Origin of the sequence: Kitasatospora sp. NPDC059973 (assembly GCF_042737525.1) — a bacterium.
GTDB lineage: Bacteria > Actinomycetota > Actinomycetes > Streptomycetales > Streptomycetaceae > Kitasatospora.
This window is the reverse complement of sequence record NZ_JBHWUI010000090.1, coordinates 1-22,384: the sequence shown is the minus strand read 5'-3', so window position 1 is coordinate 22,384 and position 22,384 is coordinate 1. Positions and strand designations below refer to the sequence as shown.

Annotated in this window: 22 protein-coding genes; 9 read left to right on the top strand and 13 right to left on the bottom strand. The window is 74.1% G+C overall.

Annotation, left to right across the window (positions count from 1 at the left end):
- Position 1 precedes the first annotated feature (1 nt).
- Complete coding sequence (locus ACFWA9_RS23655; protein ID WP_380389546.1) at positions 2–1,111, top strand: NUDIX domain-containing protein; 1,110 nt, start codon at positions 2–4, stop codon at positions 1,109–1,111.
- A 40-nt stretch (positions 1,112–1,151) separates the two neighbouring features.
- Entirely contained in the window at positions 1,152–1,538 is a 387-nt protein-coding gene (locus tag ACFWA9_RS23650) for a DUF6188 family protein (protein ID WP_380389545.1), read from the top strand.
- A gap of 147 nt (positions 1,539–1,685) precedes the next feature.
- Here the strand turns inward: ACFWA9_RS23650 and ACFWA9_RS23645 are convergent, their stop codons facing one another.
- The 4 genes from ACFWA9_RS23645 to ACFWA9_RS23630 form a co-directional block, all read right to left on the bottom strand.
- Positions 1,686–2,060 (bottom strand): hypothetical protein, encoded by a 375-nt coding sequence (locus tag ACFWA9_RS23645; RefSeq protein WP_329490951.1) that lies wholly within the window; start codon positions 2,058–2,060, stop codon positions 1,686–1,688.
- Positions 2,061–2,237: 177 nt separating this feature from the next.
- On the bottom strand, positions 2,238–2,642 hold the full coding sequence (locus ACFWA9_RS23640) for a roadblock/LC7 domain-containing protein (RefSeq protein WP_329490950.1): 405 nt from the start codon (positions 2,640–2,642) through the stop codon (positions 2,238–2,240).
- 82 nt (positions 2,643–2,724) lie between these two features.
- Positions 2,725–4,170: a hypothetical protein gene (locus ACFWA9_RS23635; RefSeq protein ID WP_380389543.1), complete on the bottom strand. Its 1,446-nt coding sequence runs from the start codon at positions 4,168–4,170 to the stop codon at positions 2,725–2,727.
- 130 nt (positions 4,171–4,300) lie between these two features.
- Positions 4,301–4,684, bottom strand: coding sequence for a hypothetical protein (locus ACFWA9_RS23630; protein WP_329490948.1), 384 nt, complete (start codon positions 4,682–4,684; stop codon positions 4,301–4,303).
- Between the two features lie 963 nt (positions 4,685–5,647).
- Between ACFWA9_RS23630 and ACFWA9_RS23625 the strand changes: the two genes are divergently transcribed.
- Positions 5,648–5,902: a LapA family protein gene (locus ACFWA9_RS23625; protein WP_329490947.1), complete on the top strand. Its 255-nt coding sequence runs from the start codon at positions 5,648–5,650 to the stop codon at positions 5,900–5,902.
- A gap of 172 nt (positions 5,903–6,074) precedes the next feature.
- On the opposite strand, the gene ACFWA9_RS23620 is transcribed toward ACFWA9_RS23625, so the two are convergent.
- Positions 6,075–6,500, bottom strand: coding sequence for an SHOCT domain-containing protein (locus ACFWA9_RS23620; RefSeq protein WP_380389541.1), 426 nt, complete (start codon positions 6,498–6,500; stop codon positions 6,075–6,077).
- A gap of 401 nt (positions 6,501–6,901) precedes the next feature.
- Here ACFWA9_RS23620 and ACFWA9_RS23615 point away from each other — a divergent pair, with 401 nt between their 5' ends.
- Complete coding sequence (locus ACFWA9_RS23615; RefSeq protein WP_352291701.1) at positions 6,902–7,543, top strand: alpha-ketoglutarate-dependent dioxygenase AlkB; 642 nt, start codon at positions 6,902–6,904, stop codon at positions 7,541–7,543.
- Between the two features lie 96 nt (positions 7,544–7,639).
- Entirely contained in the window at positions 7,640–8,479 is an 840-nt protein-coding gene (locus ACFWA9_RS23610) for a VOC family protein (protein WP_380389539.1), read from the top strand.
- A gap of 147 nt (positions 8,480–8,626) precedes the next feature.
- Here the strand turns inward: ACFWA9_RS23610 and ACFWA9_RS23605 are convergent, their stop codons facing one another.
- Genes ACFWA9_RS23605 through ACFWA9_RS23595 form a run of 3 tightly spaced genes read right to left on the bottom strand, consistent with a single transcriptional unit; the run spans position 8,627 to position 11,807 of the window.
- Complete coding sequence (locus tag ACFWA9_RS23605) at positions 8,627–9,475, bottom strand: carbohydrate ABC transporter permease (protein WP_359806242.1); 849 nt, start codon at positions 9,473–9,475, stop codon at positions 8,627–8,629.
- Entirely contained in the window at positions 9,472–10,452 is a 981-nt protein-coding gene (locus ACFWA9_RS23600; protein WP_352291706.1) for a sugar ABC transporter permease, read from the bottom strand. The genes ACFWA9_RS23605 and ACFWA9_RS23600 overlap by 4 nt, the downstream gene beginning before the upstream one ends.
- 41 nt (positions 10,453–10,493) lie before the next feature.
- Entirely contained in the window at positions 10,494–11,807 is a 1,314-nt protein-coding gene (locus ACFWA9_RS23595) for an extracellular solute-binding protein (protein WP_352291708.1), read from the bottom strand.
- Positions 11,808–12,128: 321 nt separating this feature from the next.
- Between ACFWA9_RS23595 and ACFWA9_RS23590 the strand changes: the two genes are divergently transcribed.
- Positions 12,129–13,079 (top strand): IclR family transcriptional regulator, encoded by a 951-nt coding sequence (locus ACFWA9_RS23590; RefSeq protein ID WP_359806249.1) that lies wholly within the window; start codon positions 12,129–12,131, stop codon positions 13,077–13,079.
- Positions 13,080–13,595: 516 nt separating this feature from the next.
- Positions 13,596–14,354 (top strand): dienelactone hydrolase family protein, encoded by a 759-nt coding sequence (locus ACFWA9_RS23585; RefSeq protein WP_359836003.1) that lies wholly within the window; start codon positions 13,596–13,598, stop codon positions 14,352–14,354.
- Positions 14,355–14,374: 20 nt separating this feature from the next.
- Here ACFWA9_RS23585 and ACFWA9_RS23580 read toward each other — a convergent pair whose 3' ends face one another.
- The 5 genes from ACFWA9_RS23580 to nirB all read right to left on the bottom strand — a co-directional run bounded on the left by ACFWA9_RS23580 (position 14,375) and on the right by nirB (position 20,271).
- Complete coding sequence (locus ACFWA9_RS23580) at positions 14,375–14,974, bottom strand: universal stress protein (RefSeq protein WP_380389537.1); 600 nt, start codon at positions 14,972–14,974, stop codon at positions 14,375–14,377.
- 182 nt (positions 14,975–15,156) lie between these two features.
- Positions 15,157–15,828, bottom strand: a complete 672-nt coding sequence (locus ACFWA9_RS23575) for a TetR/AcrR family transcriptional regulator (protein ID WP_380389536.1) — start codon at positions 15,826–15,828, stop codon at positions 15,157–15,159.
- Positions 15,829–15,920: 92 nt separating this feature from the next.
- Positions 15,921–17,279, bottom strand: coding sequence for a nitrate/nitrite transporter (locus ACFWA9_RS23570; RefSeq protein ID WP_380389534.1), 1,359 nt, complete (start codon positions 17,277–17,279; stop codon positions 15,921–15,923).
- Positions 17,276–17,680, bottom strand: a complete 405-nt coding sequence (nirD, locus tag ACFWA9_RS23565; protein WP_380389533.1) for a nitrite reductase small subunit NirD — start codon at positions 17,678–17,680, stop codon at positions 17,276–17,278. Before nirD ends, ACFWA9_RS23570 begins: the two co-directional genes overlap by 4 nt.
- The gene (gene nirB, locus ACFWA9_RS23560) at positions 17,677–20,271 is read right to left on the bottom strand and encodes a nitrite reductase large subunit NirB (protein ID WP_380389531.1); all 2,595 of its coding nucleotides are present in this window, start codon (positions 20,269–20,271) and stop codon (positions 17,677–17,679) included. Before nirB ends, nirD begins: the two co-directional genes overlap by 4 nt.
- A gap of 409 nt (positions 20,272–20,680) precedes the next feature.
- On the opposite strand from nirB, the gene ACFWA9_RS23555 reads away from it, so the two are divergent.
- Positions 20,681–21,829 carry a uroporphyrinogen-III synthase gene (locus ACFWA9_RS23555; protein WP_380389529.1) on the top strand — a complete coding sequence of 383 codons (1,149 nt, stop codon included), beginning with the start codon at positions 20,681–20,683 and terminating at the stop codon, positions 21,827–21,829.
- A 161-nt stretch (positions 21,830–21,990) separates the two neighbouring features.
- Positions 21,991–22,384, top strand: a 394-nt coding sequence (locus tag ACFWA9_RS23550; protein WP_380389527.1) for a sirohydrochlorin chelatase, incomplete at its 3' end; no start/stop codon positions are given.

Here is a 22,384-nt window from a genome sequence, read left to right as displayed (position 1 = left end):
GATGACGGACCAACAGAGCGGTGACTTCGGACGTGAGTTGATGGCAGCCGCCGGGGTGCTGTTCCCGTCCGCCGACGGCCGGGTGCTCGTGGTGCGGCTGCCGTACGACCGGAAGCACCCGGTGGCCGTCCCCGGCGGGGGCTGGGATCCGGAGGACGTGTCGCCCCGCGCGACGGCCGTCCGGGAGGTCCGCGAGGAGCTCGGGTTCACGCCCGTGCTCGGCCCACTGGCCTGCATCGACTGGACACTCGACGATTCCCGCCCGCCGATCGCCGCACACCTCTACTGGGCCGAACCGCTCACCCCCGAGCAGTCGGCCGCGTTCGCTCCGGACACCGCCGAGGTCGGCGGGTGGACCTGGCTGACCGACGAACAGGCCGCCCACGCGCTGCCGCCCCGCCTCTCCCGGCGGGTCACCGCCTGTCTGCGGGCGCCGCGCTCGGCCGGTCCGCTGGAGCTGGAGGACAGCCACCCGGCCGGGCACACCCTGGAGCATCTGACGGTCGAACCACCGCCGGAGTACACCCGGTTGGCGGGTCTGACGCTCACCGGGGACACCACCGGGACGGCTGTCGAGCCGCCGGCTCCCCCGATGGACCGGGCGGGCTACATCGCCAGCCGGCCGCGGATCCGAGCGAAGGCCCGGGCCGTCTTCACCGACACGACCGGGCGGGTCCTGCTGGTACGCCTGCGGCCGTGGCCGGGCGGCGGCGAGGAGCCGTACTGGACGCTGCCGGGCGGCGGGATCGAGGCCGACCGGGAGCTGCCCCGGGCGGCGGCCCGGCGGGAGATCCGCGAGGAGCTCGGCTGGGAGTACGAGCCGGGCCGGCTGCTGGCCCTCGACTGGCTGCCCGGCCGGGGCGCGGACCCGGCTCACGACCGGGACACCGCCGTACTCGTCTACCTGTTCGACGGCGGGACCGCGTCGGACGAGCGCCTCGCCTCGATCACGCTGCCCGAGGACGAACTGGTCGAATGGCGGCTCTGCGACCCGGCCGAGGCGCGCGCGCTGCTGTCCGCCCCGTCCTGGTCGCGTACTGCCGCCGCGCTCGCCGCCCGCGGCGGCTCCGGCGGACCGGCCGAGCTGGTCGAGGGCCGACCGGTGCGCTGACCGGGCGGCCCGACCGGTGGCCCCGGTCCACACTGGAGGCATGGAGAACGGGATCACGGACGTCCTGGCCGGCCGTCGGGTGGAGTCGGTCCGCGGCGGCGGGCGGCTCGACATCGACCTGGACGGGCCGGTGACCGTCCGGGTGACGCACGAGTTCCGCTTCGCCGGGCCGTCCGGGGTGGAGCACTACTACCCCGCGCCGGCCGTCCGCCCGACCGTCCGGCTGCTCGCCCTGGTCGGCCGGACGGTGGCAACCGCCCGGGTGACCCCGGCCGGCGGGCTGGAGCTGGTCTTCGACGGCGACACCGTCCTGTCCGTGCCGCCGCACGCCGTGGTCGCGCCCTGGACGGTGCTCACCCCCGAGGGGGTCGTCTGCTCCGGGCTGGCGGGTGGCGAGGTGGCCTGGACGGGCGGCCCGGACCGCTGAGCGGGCCGCACCCGCGACCGGCGGCGGGACCGGCGGCCGGACCGACGGCCGGGCCGGACCCTGCGCCGCGCGACGCAGGGTCCGTGCCACGGACGGGTCGACCGGACCTCGCCGAGGGCTCCGGGCCGTTCCGGGCCCCGGAGCGGGTCAGACCTCCATGTCGGCCTCGATCTTCGTCAGCTGGTGGCGGGCCATCGCCAGGTTGGCCCGGCTCTTGTCCAGCGCGAGGTAGAGGAAGAGGCCCTTGCCGCTGCGGCCGGTGAGCGGTCGGATCAGGTGGTACTGGCTGCTGAGGGTGATGAGGATGTCCTCGATGCCGTCCTGCAGGCCCAGCATGTCCATCGTGCGCATCTTGGCCCGGACCACGTCGGTGTTGCCGGCGGCGGCCACGTTGAGGTCCAGCCCGCCGGGGCCGTCGAGGGTGGCGAGTGCCATGCCGCTGTTGTAGTCCACCAGTGCGGCACCGAGGGCGCCTTCGATCACGGTCATGGTCTGCTTGAGCGCGCCTGCTGCGTCCGTCATGTCGGTTTCTCCGGTTCGTTCGTGGGTTGGGGATCGGTGGGACGTCGATAGGTGGGGAAAGTCGGAAGTCGACACGTCGACAGGTCGGCCCGTCGACAGATCTGTCCATCGACCGGTCTGTCGTCGACAGGTCGCCGGGTCGTCGGGGCGCCGGGTGGTGCTTCGGGCGGCGGGCGGTCAGCCCACCTCCTTGGACTCCCGCACGTCCTTGGGCGCGAGGGAGTCGGCGAGGAGCTCGGCGATGCGCCCGGCGGAGCGCCTGGCCTCCAGGTGCAGCCGGCCCACGTTCACGTCCGGGTGCGCCAGGAGGGTCAGCACACAGCTTCCGCCGGCCGCGTAGGTGGCGACGTAGCCGTGCTCGCCGCGGACCAGCGACTCCCGGAAGTCGCCCTGCCCGGTCGTGTCGGCGAGCCGCTGCGCCAGGCCGAGGGAGGCCGCCGTCATCGCCGCCAGGCCCGAGGGTTCGGTCCCGTGGGTGTCGTGGGCGACCAGCAGGCCGTCCACGCTGGCCACCAGCCCGCCCGCGAGATGCGGTACCCGATGCTTGAGGGCGCGGAGTTCGGCCAGCAGCTCGGTCTCCAAGGCGATCAGTTGTCTCCTTCCGACACGCTGCTTGAGCGCCCGCCTCATGGCCGTGAGGACGGAGTCGCGGGCGGAGAGAGGTTCAAAGTCGGGCCTCCAGAAGGTCTCGGACCCGGGTCAGCAGCGCGATGTCCGGGTCTGGAACGGTCAGCGGGTGGGTCGCTGCCGGGGTCGGTGGAAGGGCGGCGGAGTGGGTGGCCCCCGCCGGGACGAGCCCGGCCAGCGCGGCCCCGGGGACGCGGCGGTGCAGCCCACCGGTACGGCCGGCCGGCGGGTGACCGGCAGCGGACCGCCCGGCCGGCACGGTCGCGGCGGCCGGCCGGCCCCCGAGCGCCCCGGCTCCGGCCGGCGCGTGCCCGGCGGAGACGTGCGCAGCGGTACCGGGCGCAGCCGTACCGGGCGCTACCGGTGCCTGGGCGGCGTGCCGAGGCGCGGCGCGTCCAGGGGTACCGCCTCCCGGGGCGGGTCTGCCAGGGGCACCGCCGCCAGGGACAGCACCTCCGGGGGTGGCGAGCAGCCCGGCGGCGGCGAGCCGGCGGATGTCCGCCGTGGTCGCGAAGGCCGAGCGCCCGAGCAGCCGGGCCAGCTCCGCCGGGGTTCTTCGGCCGTCCACGTGGTCGAGCAACTCACGCTGGTGCCGGCTCGGCCGGCGGCGGACCACCCGGGTGGGCGCCGCCGCCCACACCTCCCGATCGGCCCGGCCGCCCTCGACAGCTGGTCGTCGCTCCCCGAACTCCCGTGCCGCACGGGCCTCGTGGGTGTCATGAACCTCACCGACAACGTGCCCCTCGTGAACCCCGGGCGCCGCACGGAACCCGTCGGGCTCCCGAGCGGCGACAGCCCCGGCAGCGCCGACAGCACCGCCGGCCCCGCCCGCTTCGCAGGCCACCGGGCGGACCAGCGCGGTGTCGACTTGAGGCCACGGCCAGATCCGTTCGAGCAACCGACGGCGGCGGTCGACCTCCCGGCAGAGCCGGAAGGCGCTGACCGCCGAGACCGGTCCGAGCCAGTGCCGCACGCCGGATTCGAAGGACCAGCACCCCGCCGTCGACGGTCCGGCGAGCGCGCCCGGCCGGGCCGCTGCGGCCGCCCCGACCGATCCGGCCGCCTCCGCCGCACCGGAGGCCCAGGCGGCGGCGTTCCAGGACGCGGCACCGGCGCAGTCCAGGACGAAGAACGCGGCGTCGTACAGCGCACCGAGGTGGCAGATCTCCAACTCGCCCCGACTGAGGCTGCGTTGTTCCACCAGCGCCTCGCCGACCCGGCACTGGGGGCCGAAGCTCCGGACGGTGTCCCGCCACGCCTCCGGGGTGATCCGGCCGCACCCGGTCAACAGGGCGGCCAGATCGGGGCTGTGGTCGGACTCGGCGTGCACCACCAGTCCGTCGGCGAAGTAGAGAGCCCCCGCGGGCCCGCGCAGAACGCCGGTCAACCGGCCCTCGGCGAGCCTGGTGACCGCCTCGCCCGGGTTCCGCCCGAGCCGCCCCGGGGGGAGGACGCCCACCGGGGGCAGGACGAGGCCGCTCATGCCGACCGCCGGTGGGCGACAGGCTTCCGCCCGGACGGCCGAAACACGACGGCGGGGGCCGGACGGACATCCGCGCAGTTCGCGGGACCGACCGAGGCCGAAGGGGTGGCCGGATTCACGATCGTGTTCGTCATCCGAGCACCAGTTCCTCAGCGAGGCCCTGGAGGCGGTAGCGCGCCGCAGCCAGGTTGCCCTCGGTCCGGTCGAGCCAGAGATGCAGGACGAGCCGGCTGTCGAAGACGGTGTCAATGAAGCACAACAGGTGGTAACTGCGGCCCGCAGTGACGATGATGTCCTGCAACGGCGCTTGCCGGTCCTCCGCCCCGGTGAAGGTCTGGCTCTCAACAGCCGCCCGTACCAGGTCGGTTGCTTCGGCGGCCGAGGTGTCGTGGTCCCCACTGGGGCTGATCCCGATGCTGCCGAGGGCGAGCCCGCTGCTCCAGTCGATCAGACTGGCAGCCCGGGCACCGGCGATCGCCATCGCCCCGGAGAGGCATTCGTCGATACCCGGCACTCGGGCTCCTTCGGAGGGTTCGGTACGGCCGGGAGCGCTCGGTCGGCACCGGCCGGTCCACCACGACCAGTGGCGGCTTCGACACGGAAGGCTACTGCCGGATTCCATATGACGAACATTCCAATGGCATATTCACACCGCAGCAGGCCACTTTCAGCCATCCTGTGACGCATCGTCAGATCGCCGCTCACGGCGAAGCCGCTGGCCGGGCGACCGGCTGCCGAACAGCCCGGGAGGCGACCAGGGGCGCGACCTTGGCCGGTTGTCGGCCACGACGGAGGGTTTCGGACGGGATGTGCGGTAGGGCCGCATCACGCCACGCTCGCCCCACCGAGGTGCCGTCCGGCCACCGCGCCGGGGCAGCGGGCGATCAGGATGATCACGTGGCCGACCGCGCGCGGGCCCATGAGATCGACTCGTTCGGCCGGACGCTGCCGCCACCCTGGGCGACGAAGTGGCGGCAGTCGGAGAGAGGGCGCCCCGTCCGGTCGGCGCCGACCCCCGGGGCAGTCCGGCAGCCCGGCAGTCCGGCAGTCCGGCAGTCCGGCAGTCCGGCGGTCCGAGGGAACGAACAAGGCGGCCGCCCCCCGATGGGGAGCGGCCGCCTTGGAATGGAGCGCCAGGCCCGGGTCGAACGGACTCTTCCTACTGAAAGTAGGACGTGCTCCAGTAGCACCTCTGACGCCTGACCGAGAGATCATTTCCTCTCGACGGGAAGAACAGTAGCAGGACATCACGCCTGGTCAGAAATCGAGTGGGCGGCAACGGGAGACGGACCCGGCGGAACCCTTGCACCACTCGACCGCGCCCGCGACAACGAGCGACGACGACCGGTCGAGCCGGGGCAGCGCCGGGCGCCCGGCGCGACACGGGGAGGCCGGGCCGGGCGGTCGGCGGGCGGAGAGCCGGCGGCCGGATTGCTCCGAACGGGCCCCGGTCGGCGGGTCGCACCATACTGGGGACATGGCGCAGAACACTCCTCCGCCGCACGCTCCGCCGACCGTCACGGTCAAGGGCCGCGAGGTGCGGATGCGTACGATCGCGGTCGCCGTCCTCGCGGTGCTGGCCATCTGGTTCATCGCAGCCAATACCGGATCGGTCTCCATCACCCTCTGGATCGCCACCGTCACCCTGCCGCTGTGGGCGGTCCTCACCGTGACGCTGGCCGTCGGGCTGGTCATCGGGTACTTCCTCGCCCGTCGGCGGGCCAAGGTCTGAACCGGCCCCGGACCCCGGCCCCGGGCACCGCCCGCCCGGGACCGGGGCGGCGGCGCGTCCGCACCCACGGCACGCACGGCGCACGACACACGGCGCACGGCGCACCGCCCGTCGACGGACGGCACCGGCGGGCCGCGGCGCGATGCCCACGACCCGCCGGTGCGGCCCGGCGTCAGGAGAGCAGGATCTCCTTCGCCTTCCGGAACTCCTCCTCGGAGATCGCCCCGCTGCTCCTGAGGCCGGCGAGCTTGGCCAGTTCGTCGACATGGCTCCCCGCCCCGCCGGCGGTACCGGCACCGGTACCGCCGCCCTCACCGGCGGCCGCCTCCTTGACGTACGCCTTGAAGGCGGCGTCGGCCTGCTTCGCCTGCTCCAGGTCGCGCTCGCCCATCGATCTGCCGCGCACGATCAGGTAGACGAAGACGCCGAGGAAGGGCAGCAGGATCACGAAGATCAGCCAGCCGGCCTTGCCCCAACCGCCCATGTCATGACTGCGGAAGATATCCGAGATGATCTTGAAGAGCAGGAAGAACCAGAGGATGAAGAGGAAGAGCTCCAGCATCGTCCAGAACAGGTTGAGCAACGGGTAGTCGTCCACGGTGTCCTCCTCCCGCCGGCCGACCGACCGTCGGTGGCCACGCGGTGAACCGCGCCGCCCGGAGGTGGGCGGCGGACAAACGAGTCATATCACCGCTATTCGACCGCCGCATGTCAGAAATAGAACAGCCGGGGAGCGCGTCGAGCCCTCCGAAGAGGCTCTTCGCCACCACCCGCGCGGCGATTTCCCCGGCGCCCCCGCTCACCCACTGGCCGCGACCAGACGGAGCTCGGCGACGGCGCCAGGTGGGCGAACGCCTTCGCGCTCACCCGGTGACGGCCGAGGTCGAAGCGCGGCTCGCCGCCCTCGTGAAGCAGGCGGCGAGGGAGGCCCCCACGGCGGGAACCCGCACCCGAGGAAACTGTTCGAGCATACGTTCGATAACGGCGTAGGCTGGAGCCATGCCGAGCACCCTGCACCTCCAGCCCTCGCTGTTCGACGACGCCGACGGGGGCGGGGCCGCGCTGGGGCCTCTCACGGGGGTACGGCGGGAGGTCCTGGGCGCCGGCGCCTGGGTGGACCTGCTGCCCGGGTGGGTGCACGGGGCGACCGGGCTGTTCGAACAGCTGGCGGCCGAGGTGCCGTGGCGGGCCGAGCGGCGGGAGATGTACGAACGGGTGGTGGAGGTGCCACGGCTGCTCGCGTCCTACGGGGAGCGCGACGCGCCGCCGCACCCGCTGCTGGGCGCGGCCCGGGCGGCGCTGAGCGCGCACTACGCGGAGGAACTGGGCGAGCCGTTCCGGACCCTGGGGCTCTGCTACTACCGGGACGGGCGCGACAGCGTGGCCTGGCACGGTGACCGGATCGGGCGCGGGGACCGCGAGGACACCATGGTCGCGATCGTCTCGGTGGGCGAGCCCCGGACGCTGCTGCTGCGCCCGCGCGGGGGCGGCGGGCCCGTCGTCCGCCACCCTGTCGGGCACGGGGACCTGCTGGTCATGGGCGGGTCGTGCCAGCGGACGTGGGAGCACGCGATCGCCAAGACCGCCCGGCCGGTGGGGCCGCGGATCAGCGTCCAGTTCCGGCCGCGCGGGGTGGCCTGAGCAGCCACGGCCGGGAGCGGGCCGGGCGTCCCGGTTGCCGGGGGGCCGGGGGTCGCGGAGGCTGGCCGAGGGGTCCGCCAGGGCTTGGAGGACGGCATGCCGAAGGCCGGCAGGTACCACGAGGGCGTCCCGTGCTGGGCCGAACTGGCCGCGCCGGACGTCGAGCGGGCACGACGGTTCTACGGCCGGCTGTTCGGCTGGGAGTACGTGGCGACCGGCCCGGCCGGTGACGAGTACCTGGTGGCGACGGTGCGCGGGGTGCAGGTGGCGGGGATCAGGTCGCGCCGGGAGGTCGACGGGCAGGGACGGCCGGCCTGGACGACCTACCTCGCGGTGGACGACGCCGACCGGACGGCCGGACTGGTCCAGGAGGCGGGCGGACTGGTCGTCTTCGAGCCGTTCGACGTGCCCGACCAGGCGCGCGGGGTGCTCGCGGTGGACCCGCTCGGTGCGGTCTTCGGGCTCTGGCAGGGGTCGCTCAACCCGGGGGCCGGCCTGGTGAACGAACCCGGCACGGTCGCCTGGAACGATCAGCTCTCCCCCGCGCCGGACACCGCCCGGGACTTCTACGGCCGGGTCTTCGGCTACGGATACGACGACGCCGCCGCGGCCGACCACACGGTCTTCCGGGTCGGCGGGCAGCCGGTCGGCGGGATCGGCGGGGACCCGGGCATCGACCCGGACGGCCCACCGGCCTTCTGGGCGGTGTACTTCGGGGCGGCGGACACCGACCGGACGGTGGAGCGGGCGGTCCGGCTCGGCGGGAGCGTGCTGGACGGGCCCGAGCCGACCCCGTACGGGCGGCTCGCGGTGGTGCGGGACGACGGCGGGGCGGTGTTCACCCTGATCTCCGTCCCTCCGGGCGAACCGGCTGGTCCGGGCCCCGACCCGAACCCGGGACCGAACTCGGACCCGACCGACCGGACGACGATCTGAGCTCCTGCCCGCTCCGCACCGCGGGGGCGGTGGGCCGGGCCCACCGCCCCCGCGGTCCGGGCGGGTCGCCCGTCGGCACGTGCCCGGCCTGGGACCCCACTCCCGTGACCGGGCCGCTGTCACCCGCCTCGGCCCCTTCCTCGCGGGTCAGTCCTTCACGGCGCCCGCCAGCCCGGAGACCAGCTTGCGCTGCACCGCGATGAAGAAGATCAGCACCGGCACGGTCATCAGGGTGGACGCCGCCATGATGCCGCCCCAGTCGTTCTCGTCCGGCTTGAAGAACACCAGCAGCGCCGAGGGGAGCGTCTGGTTCTCGGTGGCGCTGATGATGAAGGTCTTGGCGAAGACGAAGTCGTTCCACGCCGCGATGAAGGAGAACACGCTGGTCGCCGCCAGACCGGGGGCCACCAGCGGCAGCAGGATCCGCCACAGGATGCGGGTCCGGCTGGCACCGTCGATCTGGGCGGCCTCCTCGATGGAGACCGGGACGGCGGCGACGAAACCGCGCATCATCCAGATGCCGAACGGCAGTGAGAACGCCAGCTGCACCAGGATCAGTGAGGCCAGGGTGTTGAGGCCGATGCCCGGCGCGACCCGGCCGGCGTCGCGGAACATGAAGAACAGCGGAATGGTCAGCGCCTCGACCGGGATCATCTGGGCGATCAGGAACATCACCATGATCGTGGTGCGGAACCGGAAGCGGAAGCGGGTCACCGCCACCGCCGCCAGGAAGACCACCAGGGCCGACAGCACCACCACCGAGAGCGCGATGACCAGGCTGTTGAGGAAGTAGCGGCCGAACCCGTCGACGCTCAGCACCTGCCGGAAGCTCTCCAGCGTGGGGTGGGCGGTCCACGGCCTGGGATCCAGCGACTGCACCTCGCCCTTGGGCTTGAAGGCCGACAGCACCATCCAGAAGATCGGGAAGGCGGTGACGACGGCCACCAGGATCGCGGTGGTGTTGGCGGCGAGCCGCCAGCGGCTACGGGCGTTCACAGTTCATTCCCCGTCCGTCGCAGGGTGCGGATGTAGAGGACCGTCGGGATCACCAGGATCAGCAGCATGATCACGCCGATCGCCGCGCCGAGCCCGTACTGGGAGGAGGCGAACGCCTTCTGGTACGCGTACACGTTGAGCACGAGGTTCTGCCCGGCGATGCCGCCGCCCTCGGTCATCACGTAGATCTGGGTGAAGACCTTGAAGTCCCAGATGACCGACTGGATCACCACGACGGTCAGGATCGGCCGGAGCATCGGGGCGGTGATCCGGCGGAAGGTGGTCCAGGTGTTGGCGCCGTCCAGGGCGGCGGCCTCCAGGATCTCCTCGGGGATCGCCCGGATGCCCGCGTAGAGCGTCACCATCACGAACGGGAAGGAGTGCCAGACCACCACCGCACCGACGATGAGGAACGCCGACCACTTGTCGTAGAACCAGTTGTACTCGTGGAAGCCGCTCAGTCCGAGGTCGACCAGGGTCTTGTTGACCAGACCGAGGTTGGTGTCGAACAGGAAGCTCCACACCGTCGATCCGGTCATCGCCGGCGCCGCCCAGGCCGCCATCGCGGCGGTGGTCAGCACCAGCCGGGCCACCCGGCCGACCCTGGTCAGCAGCACCGCGAGGGTGGCGCCGACGGCCAGGGTGGCGATCACGCAGAACGCGGCGAAGCCGATCGTCTGGGTGAGCACCGACCAGAACTGGGTGTCGCTCAGGATCTTCTCGTAGTTGCCGAGGCCGACGAAGCTGGTGGGCACTCCCCCGGACGCCTGGGCCTGCCCGAAGTCCAGCACCGACAGCAGTCCGAGCTGGTAGATCGGGTAGGCCACCAGCGGGATCATGATGATCGCGGCCGGCAGGAGGAGCAGCAGCGGTGGGCGGCGGCGCCGGCCGCGCGGGGGCGCGGCCGGGCCGGTGCCCCGACGACGCCCGCTCGGGGAAGTCGACGCCGCCGGGGCAGTCGTGGTGGGTGCGGACACGTACGGGACCTCTCTCGGGGCCTGCTCTCTCGGGTGTGCGATCAGTGACCGGCCGCGAAGGCCGAGGTGATCTGCGTGGCGGCGTCGCCCGAGGCCTTGGCCACGTCCGACTTTCCGGTGACGATCTGCTGGAGCATCGTCGGGATGACGGCCTGCGCGTCGATCTGCGCCCACGCCTGGTCCAGCGGAACGAACTTGGTGCCGGCCGCGATGGTGTCGGTGAACGGCTTCAGGAAGGCGTCCTTCGCCGCGACCTTGTCGTTGACGGACTTGAGGGTCGGCAGGTTCCCCATCGCGTCGTACATCTGCTCCTGGTAGCCGGGGCTCGCCAGCAGCTCGGCGAACTCGACCGCGAGGGTGCGGTGCTTGGCCGCCTTCATCACCCCGAGGTTGTTGCCGCCGCCGAACGCGGGGGCGATCGACCCGGACTTCTCGCCGGGCAGCGGGACGACGCCGTACTTGCCGTTGACCGGGCCCGCGTCGACCTTGCTGCGACTGGAGTTGGGCAGGATCGCCATCGCGGACTTGCCGGCCGCGAAGAGGTCGACGGTCTTGCCGCCGGTGAGGTCGGCGCACTGCTGGGCCGGGCAGCCGTCGGCGCCGAAGAGGTCCGTGTAGCGCTTGATCCCGGCCTGCGCGGCGGGCGAGTTGATCCCGGCCTTGAACGCGGCGCCGTCCTTGGTGGCGATGTCGCCACCGGCGTCCCAGACGAACGGCAGCGCACCGAAGGTGTACTTGCCGCCGACCGCGATGCCGAAGGTGTCCGGGTGCGCGGCGTGGATCTTCTGGTTGGCGGCCACCAGCTCCTGGTACGACTTCGGCGCGCTCAGCCCGGCCTCGGTGAAGAGGTCGGTGCGGTAGTACAGCGCACGGACGCCGACCCACCACGGCAGGCCGTAGGTCTTGCCGTCCAGCACGGCGGTCTTGGCGATCGCCGGGTCGAGGTCGCCCTTGTCCTTCCACTTGTCGAGGTCGGCGCCGATCTCGGCGAGGCCGCCGGCGGCGACGTAGCCGGGGAGGTCGGTGTTGCCGAACTCGACCAGGTCCGGGGCGCTGTTCGGGTCGTTGAACGCGCCCTTCATCTTGGCGGCGCGGGCCGAGGCATCGGTGTCGATGTAGCTGATGTCGACGGTGACGCCCTGGTGCGAGGCCTGGAACTCGGTGATCGCCTTGCTGATCACCGCCTCCTTCGCCGCGTTGCCGGCCTCGTTGTACAGCCAGACCTGAAGGGTGCCCGTCCGGTCGTCGCCGGCCCGGTCGCCGGCCGGCAGCGCGGTACCGGGCGAACAGGCGGCGGCCGCGAGGCAGCTGGCGGCGAGGACGGTGGCCGCGGCGGTCCGTCTGATGAGTCGCATGGGTGGAGACCTCCCCTCCCGACAGCTGCCGCCGAGACGTGCGCCGCTGGGGACGGGCACGTCGAAGCAGGCCCTGACCGGGGCCGATGGTGGGTGCGTGAACGCCTTGATGTGGGGGTACGGCAGAGCGACCGCTCGGGTGGGCCGCGGCGCCTGCTCGATGCCACGGACGTTAGGCGGGGGCGCTCGGGGGCAACAAGAGGCCGTTCGGGAAGTTTTGCAATGCACAACGCCGTATCGAAGAATCGGCTAACCCGGCGCGAGGGGGTACCGTCTGACCACTGCCGCAGTCCGGCGGTGGAACGAGAGGGGAACGGACCGATGACGGAGACGGGGACCGGGTCGCAGGCCCGGCCACAGACCGGATCGGAGCCCGGACCGAGACCCGCGCCGGAGCCCGCGCCGGCGGCCGGCGCGGTCGACGGGAGCGACTCCGGGGAGCCGGCGAAGGACGGCGCGGAACCGGCGAAGGCGGCCGCGAAGAAGGCGGCGGGTTCCGAGCGCAACCAGTCGTCCTCGCTGCGCCGCGCGCTGGCCGTCCTCGGCCACGTACGCGACCACGGCAACGGGCGGGGCGTACCGCTCGCCCAGCTCGCCGAGGCGCTGGGCCTCAACAAGAGCACCGTGCTGCGGCTGGCCGGACCACTGCTGGACGAGCACCTGCTCGACCGCGACCGGGAGACCGGCTGGTTCCGCCTCGGCCACGGCTCGCTCCGCCTCGGCCAGGCCTACCTGTCCACCCTCGACCTGCGCAGCGTCGCCGCCGAGCACCTGCGGCGGCTGCAGCGCGAGGCCGGCGAGACCGTGCACCTGACGGTCTGGCAGGCCCCCGGCATCGTGTACCTCGACAAGGTCGAGGACGAGACCAACGTCCGGATGGCCTCACGGGTCGGCAGCCGGGCGCCCGCGTACTGCACCGCGACCGGAAAGGCGATCCTCGCCTGGCTGCCCGACGAGGCCGTCACCGAGGTGGTCGCCGCCGGGCTGCGCCCGGTCACCGCCTGGACCATCTCCGACGAGACGCACCTGCGGGCCGACCTCGCCCGGATCCGCGCCCGCGGCTACTCGATCGACGACCGGGAGAACGAGCCCGAGGTCCGCTGCGTCGCCGCCCCGATCTTCGACCACACCGGCGAGGTGACCGCCGCGCTGTCCGTCTCCGGCCTCACCTCGCGGATGACCGCCGCGCGGGTCCGCTCGCTCGGCCCGGTGGTCGCCCAGGTCGGGCTGCGGATCTCGCGCGAACTCGGCTCCGACCGCCAGCCCGGCTGACCGCGTTCCGGCCGGCCGACCGCATTCCGTCCGGCCGACGCGATTCCGTCCGGCGCGATTCCGGCGGCCCGGCCCCGGCGATGGGACCGTCGGTACCCGGAGAACGAATGAGGTCCGGTGCCTGGAAAGGCACCGGACCTCATCCGAATTGGAGCGCCAGGCCCGGGTTGAACGGACTCTCCCTACTGAAAGTAGGACGTGCTCCGGTAGCACCACTGACGCCTGACGAGGAATCATCTCCCTCGCGACAGGAAGAAGACTAGCAGGTCAGGAGCCGTGCTCCGAACCGGCCCGGGCATCGGCCGAATCCGGGAAAACAGAAGAGGCCCGGTGCCTGGAAAGGCACCGGACCTCGTCCGAATTGGAGCGCCAGGCCCGGGTTGAACGGACTCTCCCTACTGAAAGTAGGACGTGCTCCGGTAGCACCACTGACGCCTGACGAGAGATCATCTCCCTCGCGACAGGAAGTACAGTACCAGCTCGGAGACCCCGTCCCGAACCCGAGGAGAATCCCGGATGACCGGTCAGCGCCCCACCCCGCCCGAGGTCGTCGAGTACACCCCCGGCCACCTGATGGACGTCCACCGCCCGGTGGGTGCCGAAGGTCCGGCGGCCGTCGTCCTGCTCTGGCACGGGCGGGGCTCGGACGAGCGGGACGTGCTGCGGCCGCTGGCTCAGGAGGCGGCGGGGCTGGGGCTGCTGGTGCTCGTCCCCGACTGGCGCTCGGACCAGGAGGACGGCGGCCGTGCGCGGCTGCTGGCGTCGTTCGAGTACGCCCGCCGGGAGGCGGCCTCGTTCGGCGGCGATCCGGCCCGGTTCGTCCTCGCCGGCTGGTCGCTGGGCGGGCGCGAGGCCGTCGCGCTGGCCACCCACCCGGACACCCCCGAGGAGGTCCGCCCGACGGCGGCCGTCGGGATCGCCTCCGCCTACGGCCGCCCGGCCGTGACCACGGGCGAGGCCCCGCTGCCGCTCCTCGCCGAGCGGCCCTCCCCCGTCCCGGTCTGGCTGGTGCACGGCACCGCCGACGACCTGGTGCCCGCGGCGCTGAGCCGGGAGCTGCACGCCGCGCTGACCGAGCGGCGCTCACCGGTACGGCTGCTGGAGCTGGACTCCGACCACGCCGGCGTGGTGCTGACCGAGTACGACCCGGCCGTGGAGCGCTGCCGCCCCGCCCGGGCGGACCACGCCGTGCGGGCCGGCCGCGCGACCGCCCGGGTCCTGGCCGAGGCGGCGGCCGTCGGCGCACCGGCCCGGGCGGCCGACCCGGCCCGCTGACCGAGCGAAGCGGGCCCAGGTCAGCTGCCGACGGTGAGGGGCAGCGCGCGGACGTGGTGGTGGCGTTCGAGGGCTTCGAGGTCGCGCTGGAGCGGTGGCCGGGGTACCGCCAGGACGGGGCAGGCGGCGTGCCGCACGCAGTAGGCCGTCACGGACGGGCGCAGGGCGCGGGCGAGCGCCCCGCGGCCGCCGGCGCCGAGGACGAGCTGGTCCCCGGGGCGGTCGGCGGAGCGGACCAGGGCCCGGCCGGTCTCCCCGCGCACGGCCTGGCAGCGCAGCCGGACGCCCGCCGGGCCGCCGCCGAAGGCCTCGTCCAGGGCTTGCCGCAACCGGGCGACGGCCGCGTCGCGGCAGGCGCTGAGCAGCGGCGGACAGGGGGACCGGCGGTAGCCGAACTCGCCGCCGGCCGGCGTCCAGCAGAGCACCGCGAGGACCTCGGCGCCGGTGCGGCGGGCCTCGGCGACCGCGTGGTGCAGGGCGGCCAGGCTGCCGAGTGACCCGCTGAGCCCGACCACGAGGCGGCCGCGCCAGTCCGGTCCGACCCCCGGTCCGACCGTCGACTCGCCCGTCAGCTCGTCCGTCGGCTCGTCCCCGTGGATTCCGGCGCCGTTGTCCGCCATCGCCCTGCCCGTCCTTCCGGCCTGTCCTGCCGCGCTGTCGCTGTCTCGCTGTCTCGCTGTCGGACTCAGCAAAGCCGGGCCGCGGCCGGAGCGGCCGTCCGTTGACGGAGCCCTGACGCGTGGCGGGCCGATCCGTACGCGGTTCTGACGCCCCCCGGACGGCAGCGGGGTGCGCGGCCGGGTCAGGCGCCGGGGCCGTCCGCCTCCCAGAGGTCGGCGAACATCTTGTCCAGGTGCTCCTCGCCGATCGGCGGGACGGGGAGCGGGTGGGCGGCCCGGGTGCGGAAGCCGTCGAGCAGGAGGGCGAGGTAGCGGCGCCAGAGGTCGGGGCGCAGCTCCGTGGTGGCGGGCAGGGCCCGGCAGAGCGGGCCGAGCATGAAGAGCAGGTCCATGGTGGCGACGTCGGGGCGCATGGTGCCCTGCTGCTGCGCCCGGGCGACCAGGGTGCCGACCGTCACCGCGTTCTGCCGGCTGATCGCGATCATCGCGGGGGTGGTGGGGATGGCCTGGGTGACCAGGTCGTTGATGCCCCGGTCGGCGGCGACCAGCTCGAAGATCCGCTCGAAGTAGCGCTCGATCGCGCTCCAGGCGTCCTCGGCGGCCAGTGCCTCCTGGGCCGCGCCGTCGAGCAGTGCGGCGGCGTCGGCGAAGACCTCGGCGATCAGCGCCTCGCGGGTCGGGAAGTGCCGGTACAGGGTCGCGTTGCCGACGCCGGCCTCCTTGGCGATCTGGTCCAGCGGGACGTCCAGGCCCTGCCGGGAGAACAGCTCGCGGGCGGCGGCCAGCAGCAGGTCGCGGTTGCGCTGGGCGTCGCGTCGCAGCCGGCCGGGGGTCGTCGCACTGCTCGATGCCATGCGACGACCCTAGCAATCGCGTCCGCCCGGGCCCGGGCACCGGACCGGCCCCGGGGTGGGCGACACCCCGGGGCCGGTCCGCGCGACCGCGGTCAGCGTGACGCGCGGGGCCGCAGCCAGACCGCCCAGGTCAGCGCCGAGCAGAACAGGTAGGCCGCGAGGAAGCCGAGGTACGCGGCGTCGCCGTTGTGGGTGCTGAGGAAGGACTGCCGGAAGGCCAGGTTGACCAGCACCCCGCCGAACGCCCCCACCGCCCCGGCCAGTCCGATCAGCGCGGACGACCGGCGGCGCGAGTCGGCCTCGGCCCCGGCCGGATCGGCGCCGGCCGCGACCTCCGCCCGGGCCCGGTCCTGGTAGTGCGCCGGGATCATCTTGTAGGTCGAGCCGTTGCCGATGCCGCTCAGCACGAACAGCGCGACGAAGCCGGCGAGGAACAGCGGCAGCGAACCGGCCCGGGAGGCGGCCAGCACGACGGCCGTGCCGGCGCCCATCCCCACGAAGGTGGCCAGGGTGACCCGCGGACCGCCCCAGCGGTCGGCCAGCCGCCCGCCGACCGGCCGCAGCAGCGAGCCGAGCAGCGGCCCGAGGAAGGTCAGCGCGGCAGCCTTGACCGGGGTGTCGAAGCGGTCGTGAAACTGCACTTGGAGGACCTGCCCGAAGGCGAAGCCGAAGCCGATGAACGAGCCGAAGGTGCCGATGTACAGGGTGGAGACCGCCCAGCCGTACGGGTCGCGGGCGACCTCGCGCAGCGCCCGGCCCTCGCCGCGCGGCGGGACGGCGAGGTTGTCCATCCGCCACCAGGCCCCGGCCGCGGCCAGCACGATCAGCGGCAGGTAGAGCAGCGGCAGCAGCCGGGGGTGGGCCGCGCCGGCGGTGGCGAGCACCAGCAGGCCGAGCAGCTGCACCGCCGGGACGCCGAGGTTGCCGCCGCCGGCGTTGATGCCGAGCGCCCAGCCCTTGAGGCGGTGCGGGTAGAAGGCGTTGATGTTGGCCATCGAGGAGGCGAAGTTGCCGCCGCCGACCCCGGCGACGCAGGCCACCGCGAGCAGTGTGCCGTAGTGCACGCCCGGGGTCAGCACCAGCGCCGCCAGCGCGGTGGGGACGAGCAGCAGCAGTGCGCTGATCACCGTCCAGTTGCGGCCGCCGAACCGGGCCACCGCGAAGGTGTACGGCAGGCGCAGCGTCGCGCCGAGCGCGGTGGGCAGGGCGGTCAGGGTGAACTTGCCGGCCGTGTCGATGTGGTACGCGGGGCCGAGGAAGAGCACGAGCACCGACCAGAGGCTCCAGACCGAGAAGCCGATGTGTTCGGAGAGCACCGAGAAGACCAGGTTGCGCCGGGCGATCCGGGCTCCGGTCCGGTCCCAGAACGCGGTGTCCTCCGGGTCCCAGCCGGCGAGCACGGTCGGGGCGGGTCTGCTGCCGGGGCGTCCGGTCTCGACGACGGCGCTCATGCGGGGGCCTGCGCGGTGGCGCGGGCGGGCACGGCGGGGCGGGCCGCGGCGGGCGCCGGCTCCACCGCGCTGCGGACCGGCCAGAGCCTGAGGACGGCGGGGGTGCCGTCGGGGGCGGTCTCCTCGTCGAGGCAGCGGCCGTCGGTCAGGTCGAAGACCTGCTTGTACATCGGGGACGCCAGGGTGGGCCGCTCGCCGCGGCTGCCGAGCAGGCCGCGCGAGAGGACGTGCGCGCCGCTGAACGGGTCCCGGTTGTCGAGGGCGTGCAGGCCGCCGGAGCGGTCCCGGAAGACGGCCACCTGCTCGCCGTCGAGCAGCACCGCCACTCCGCGCCCGGGTTGCAGGTCGTCGAGGGTGCAGACGGCACGCCAGCGGGTGCCGTCGTGGATTTCCACGGTCACGGGGTGAGCACCTCCAGTCGGGGCCCGGCCACCAGGACCGGAGCGGGGGTGGTGAGGACGCGCCCGTCCTCGCCGGGGCGGGCAGGGCGGATCTGGCCGCGTTCGGGGACGAAGGTGACGGCCGGGTCCGGGGTACCGGGGGCGTTGACGAAGGAGGAGAAGCGCCGGAGCCGGTCGGGGTCGGCCAGGGTGGCCGCCCATTCGTCCTGGTAGCAGCCGATGTGACGGGCCATCAGCTCGTCCAGCTCGGCGGCGATGCCGAGCGAGTCGTCGATGACCACCGCGCGCAGGTGGTCCAGACCGCCCTCCAGGCGGTCCAGCCAGACCGAGGTGCGCTCCAGGCGGTCGGCGGTGCGGATGTAGAACATCAGGTAGCGGTCGATGGTGCGGATCAGCGTCTCGCGGTCCAGATCGGCCGCCAGCAGGTCGGCATGACGGGGCGTCATACCGCCGTTGCCGCCCACGTAGAGGTTCCAGCCGGCCGAGGTGGCGATCACGCCGAAGTCCTTGCTCTGCGCCTCGGCGCACTCGCGGGCGCAGCCCGAGACCGCCGACTTGAGCTTGTGCGGGGAGCGCAGGCCCCGGTAGCGCAGTTCGAGCTCGATCGCGAGGGCGACGGAGTCCTGGACGCCGTAGCGGCACCAGGTCTCGCCGACACAGGACTTCACGGTGCGCAGCGCCTTGCCGTAGGCGTGGCCGGACTCGAAGCCGGCGTCCACCAACCTGGCCCAGATGCTCGGGAGTTGGTCCACGCTGGCACCGAAGAGGTCGATCCGCTGGCCTCCGGTGATCTTGGTGTAGAGGCCGTAGTCGCGGGCGATCTCACCGATCGTGATCAGGCCCGCGGGGGTGATCTCACCGCCGGGCACCCGCGGCACCACCGAGTAGGAGCCGTTGCGCTGCAGGTTGGCGAGGAAGTGGTCGTTGGAGTCCTGCAGCGCGGCCTGCTCGCCGTCCAGGATGTGGCCGCCGCCGAGGCTGGCCAGGATCGAGGCGACGGTCGGCTTGCAGACCTCGCAGCCCTCGCCCTGCCCGTACCGGTCGAGCAGGTCGGAGAAGCCGGTGATGCCGGTGACCCGGACGATCTCGTACAGCTCCGCGCGGGTCTGCGCGAAGTGCTCGCACAGGCCGGTCTGCGGGGCGAACCCGGCGGCCGCCAGCTCCTCGCCGACCACGGTGCCGAGCTGCTTGACGCAGCTGCCGCAGCCGGTGCCGGCCCGGGTGCACTTCTTGACCGCGGCGACGCTGTCGCAGCCCTGCTCACGGACGGCGGCGCGGACCGCCCCCTGGGTGACGTTGTGGCAGGAGCAGAGCACCGCCTCGTCGGGCAGCGTGACCGGTCCGGCGGTGGAGAGCCCGGCGGGCAGCACCAGCTGCTCGGGCGGGACGGTCAGCGGCCGCCCGGCCACCGCGAGCGGGCGCAGGGTGCCGTAGGAGTCGGTGTCGCCGACCAGGACGCCGCCCAGCAGCGCGCCGTCGGCGCCGATCACCAGCTTGCGGTAGACGCCGAGCCGGCTGTCGCTGTAGAGCACGTCGACGGCGCCCTCGGCGGCGCCGTGCGGGTCGCCGAAGCTGGCCACGTCCACGCCGAGCAGCTTGAGCTTGGTGGAGGTGTCCGCGCCCACGAAGCCGTCGCCGGGGCGGTCGGCCAGTTCGCGGGCGGCGGTCTCGGCCATCTGGTACCCGGGGGCGACCAGGCCGTAGACCCGGCCGTCGGCAGCCTGGGCGCACTCGCCGATGGCCAGCACGGCCGGGTCGGCGGTGCGGCAGCGCTCGTCGACCACGATGCCGCCGCGGGCGCCGACCGGCAGGCCGCAGTCGCGGGCCAGCTGGTCGCGCGGGCGGATGCCGGCGGAGAACACCACCAGGTCGGCCGCGAGTTCGCGGCCGTCGGAGAGGCTCAGCGCCCGCACCCGGCCCGCCGGCCCGGTCGCCACGGCGTCGGCGGCGGCACTGGTGTGCACGGTCACGCCGAGGTCCTCGATCTTGCGGCGGAGCAGGGCCCCGCCACCGTCGTCCACCTGGACGGCCATCAGCCGGGGCGCGAACTCGACCACGTGGGTGGACAGGCCCGTCGCCCGCAGCGCGCCGGCGGCCTCCAGGCCGAGCAGGCCGCCGCCGACCACCACGCCGATCGTCGCCCGCTCGGCGTCGGCCCGGATCGCGTCCAGGTCCTCGATGGTCCGGTAGACGTGGCAGCCGGCCGCGTCCCGGCCGGGGACGGGCGGCACGAAGGGCGCGGACCCGGTGGCCAGCACCAGGGCGTCGTAGCGCACCTGCCGGCCGGCCCGGGTGGTGACCGAACGGGCGGCGCGGTCGATGGCGGTGACCGGGTCGCCGAGGCGCAGGTCGATGCCGTGCTCGGCGAGGAAGCCGGGCGGGCAGAGCGCGAGGTCCTCGGGTGTCCGGCCGTCGAACAGCGAGCTGAGGTGGACGCGGTCGTAGGCCGGGCGCGGCTCCTCGGCGAGGACGGTGACCCGCCAGCGATCGGCGCCGGGCTGCTCGGTCCAGGCCTCCAGGAAGCGCTGGCCAACCATGCCGTGGCCGACCAGGACGAGCTCCCGTGGTCGGTCGGGCGAGTGCGACGTCATCGCGGTACTCCTCGGGTCGTACGGGGGGTGCGGGGTGGCGGGGTCTGTGGGGGGGCTGCTCAGGCGAGCGGGTGGGGCGGGTATGGCGGGTGGGCCGGGTACGGCGGGTATGGCGGGTGGGCCGGGTGCGGCGGGTGAGGCGGGTACGGCGGGTGGGCCGGGTGTCCGGCGAGCGGGGCGGGTGTCCGGCGAGTGGTCCGTCGGGTGCCGTCCTCATGCCGAAGAATCTGACCGGTGGTCGTTTCGCGGTCGGGTCCCCCGTGTTGCGCGCGCGGTACGCCTCGCTCACGGCCTCCCGGGGGCGGGGTGCGCGGCAGGACATCAGCCGTAACCGGGGGGCCGGTTTCGCTTACGCCCGGGTGACCGGCGGGCAACCCCGCCGTAACGCGGAGAAAGCACCCTTGCGCCCATGGCAACCTCCCCCACCCCCACCGGCCCGCGTCCCGGCACACCCCCCGGCCCACTGACCGGCTTCACGATCGGGGTGACCGCGGCCCGCCGCCGCGACGAACTGGTCGCCCTGCTCAGCCGGCGCGGCGCCCAGGTGGTCGAGGCGCCCGTGCTGCGGATCACCCCGCTGGCCGACGACCTCGCCCTGCGCCGGGCCACCGAACTCTGCCTGGCCGCCCCGCTGGACTACGTGGTGGCCACCACCGGCGTCGGCTGGCGCGGCTGGATGAGCGCCGCCGAGGGGTGGGGCCGGGGCGCCGCCCTGGCCGACGCCTGCCGCAACGCCGTGGTGCTCAGCCGCGGCCCCAAGGCGACCGGCGCCGTCCGGGCGAGCGGCCTCGACGAGGCCTTCTCCCCCGGCTCCGAGGCCACCGACGAGCTGCTCACCTGGCTGCTCGCCCGCCCGCTGGCCGGCCGTCGGGTCGCCATCCAGGAGCACGGCGTCCGGCTGGACGCCTTCGCGGCGGCGCTGCGCGAGCGCGGCGCCGAGGTGATCTCCGTCCCGGTCTACCGCTGGGAGGCCCCGGACGACCCGACGCCGGTACGGCGGCTGGTCGAGCAGACCGTCCGGCGGCAGGTCCACGCGCTCGCCTTCACCAGCGCCCCGGCCGTCAGCGCCTTCGTGGAGACGGCCACCGCCGAAGGACTGCGGGAGCCGCTGCTGGACGCCCTGCGCGGCGACGTCCTGCCGGTCTGCGTCGGCGCGCTCTGCGCCCGGCCGTTCGCCGACCTCGGCCTGCCCGTGCTGTTCCCCGAGCGCGGCCGGCTGGGCTCCCTGGTCCGCTACCTCGGCGAGACCCTGCCCGGCCGGAACCGGCGCGAACTCGCCCTCGCCGGAAGGCTGCTGACCCTCCAGGGCAACGCCGTACTGGTCGACGGCGAGAGCCACTGGCTGAGCCCGCGCGGCGCGGCCGTGCTACGGGCGCTCGCCGAACAGCCGGGCCGGGTGCTCAGCCGGGCCGAACTGCTGCGCACCGTCTGGGTGGACGCGGCGGCGGACGAGCACGCGGTCGAGGCGGCGATCGGCCGGCTGCGGGCCGCGCTCGGGCCGCACGGCGGGCTGATCCGGACGGTCCCGAAGCGCGGCTACCGGCTGGCGGCGGCCTGATGCGCCGGACAGCCGCGCGGCGGAACGGGCCGGAGCGGACGACCGACGCGGCCCCGCGGAACCTGCCGGACCGGGTGCCCGGCGACGGTCCCCGGGCCCGGCCGGTGATGAGCCCGGTGCGGGGGCCGGCGGCCCGGCCGGCGCGGCGCGGTGGCCGCCCGGTGCTGCTGGCCGTCGCCCACGGCAGCCGCGATCCGGCCGGAACGGCCGCGACCAGGGCGCTGCTCGCCCGGGTCCGCGCGCTGCGCCCCGAACTCGACGTCCGCTGCTGCTTCCTGGACCTCGCCGCGCCCTCCCTGCCCACCGCGCTGGACGGGCTGTCCGCCGGCGAGCCCGCCGTCCTGGTGCCGCTGCTCCTCGGTACCGGCTACCACCTGCGGGTGGACATCCCCGGCGCGCTGGCCGGTGCCGGTCTGCCGCACGTCCGGCTCGCCCCCGCGCTGGGCCCGAGCCCGCTGCTGGCCGCCGCCCTGGCGGACCGGCTCGCCGAGAGCGGCCGCCCGGCCGGCGCCGGACCGGTGGTGCTCGCGGCGGCCGGCTCCTCCGACCCGGCCG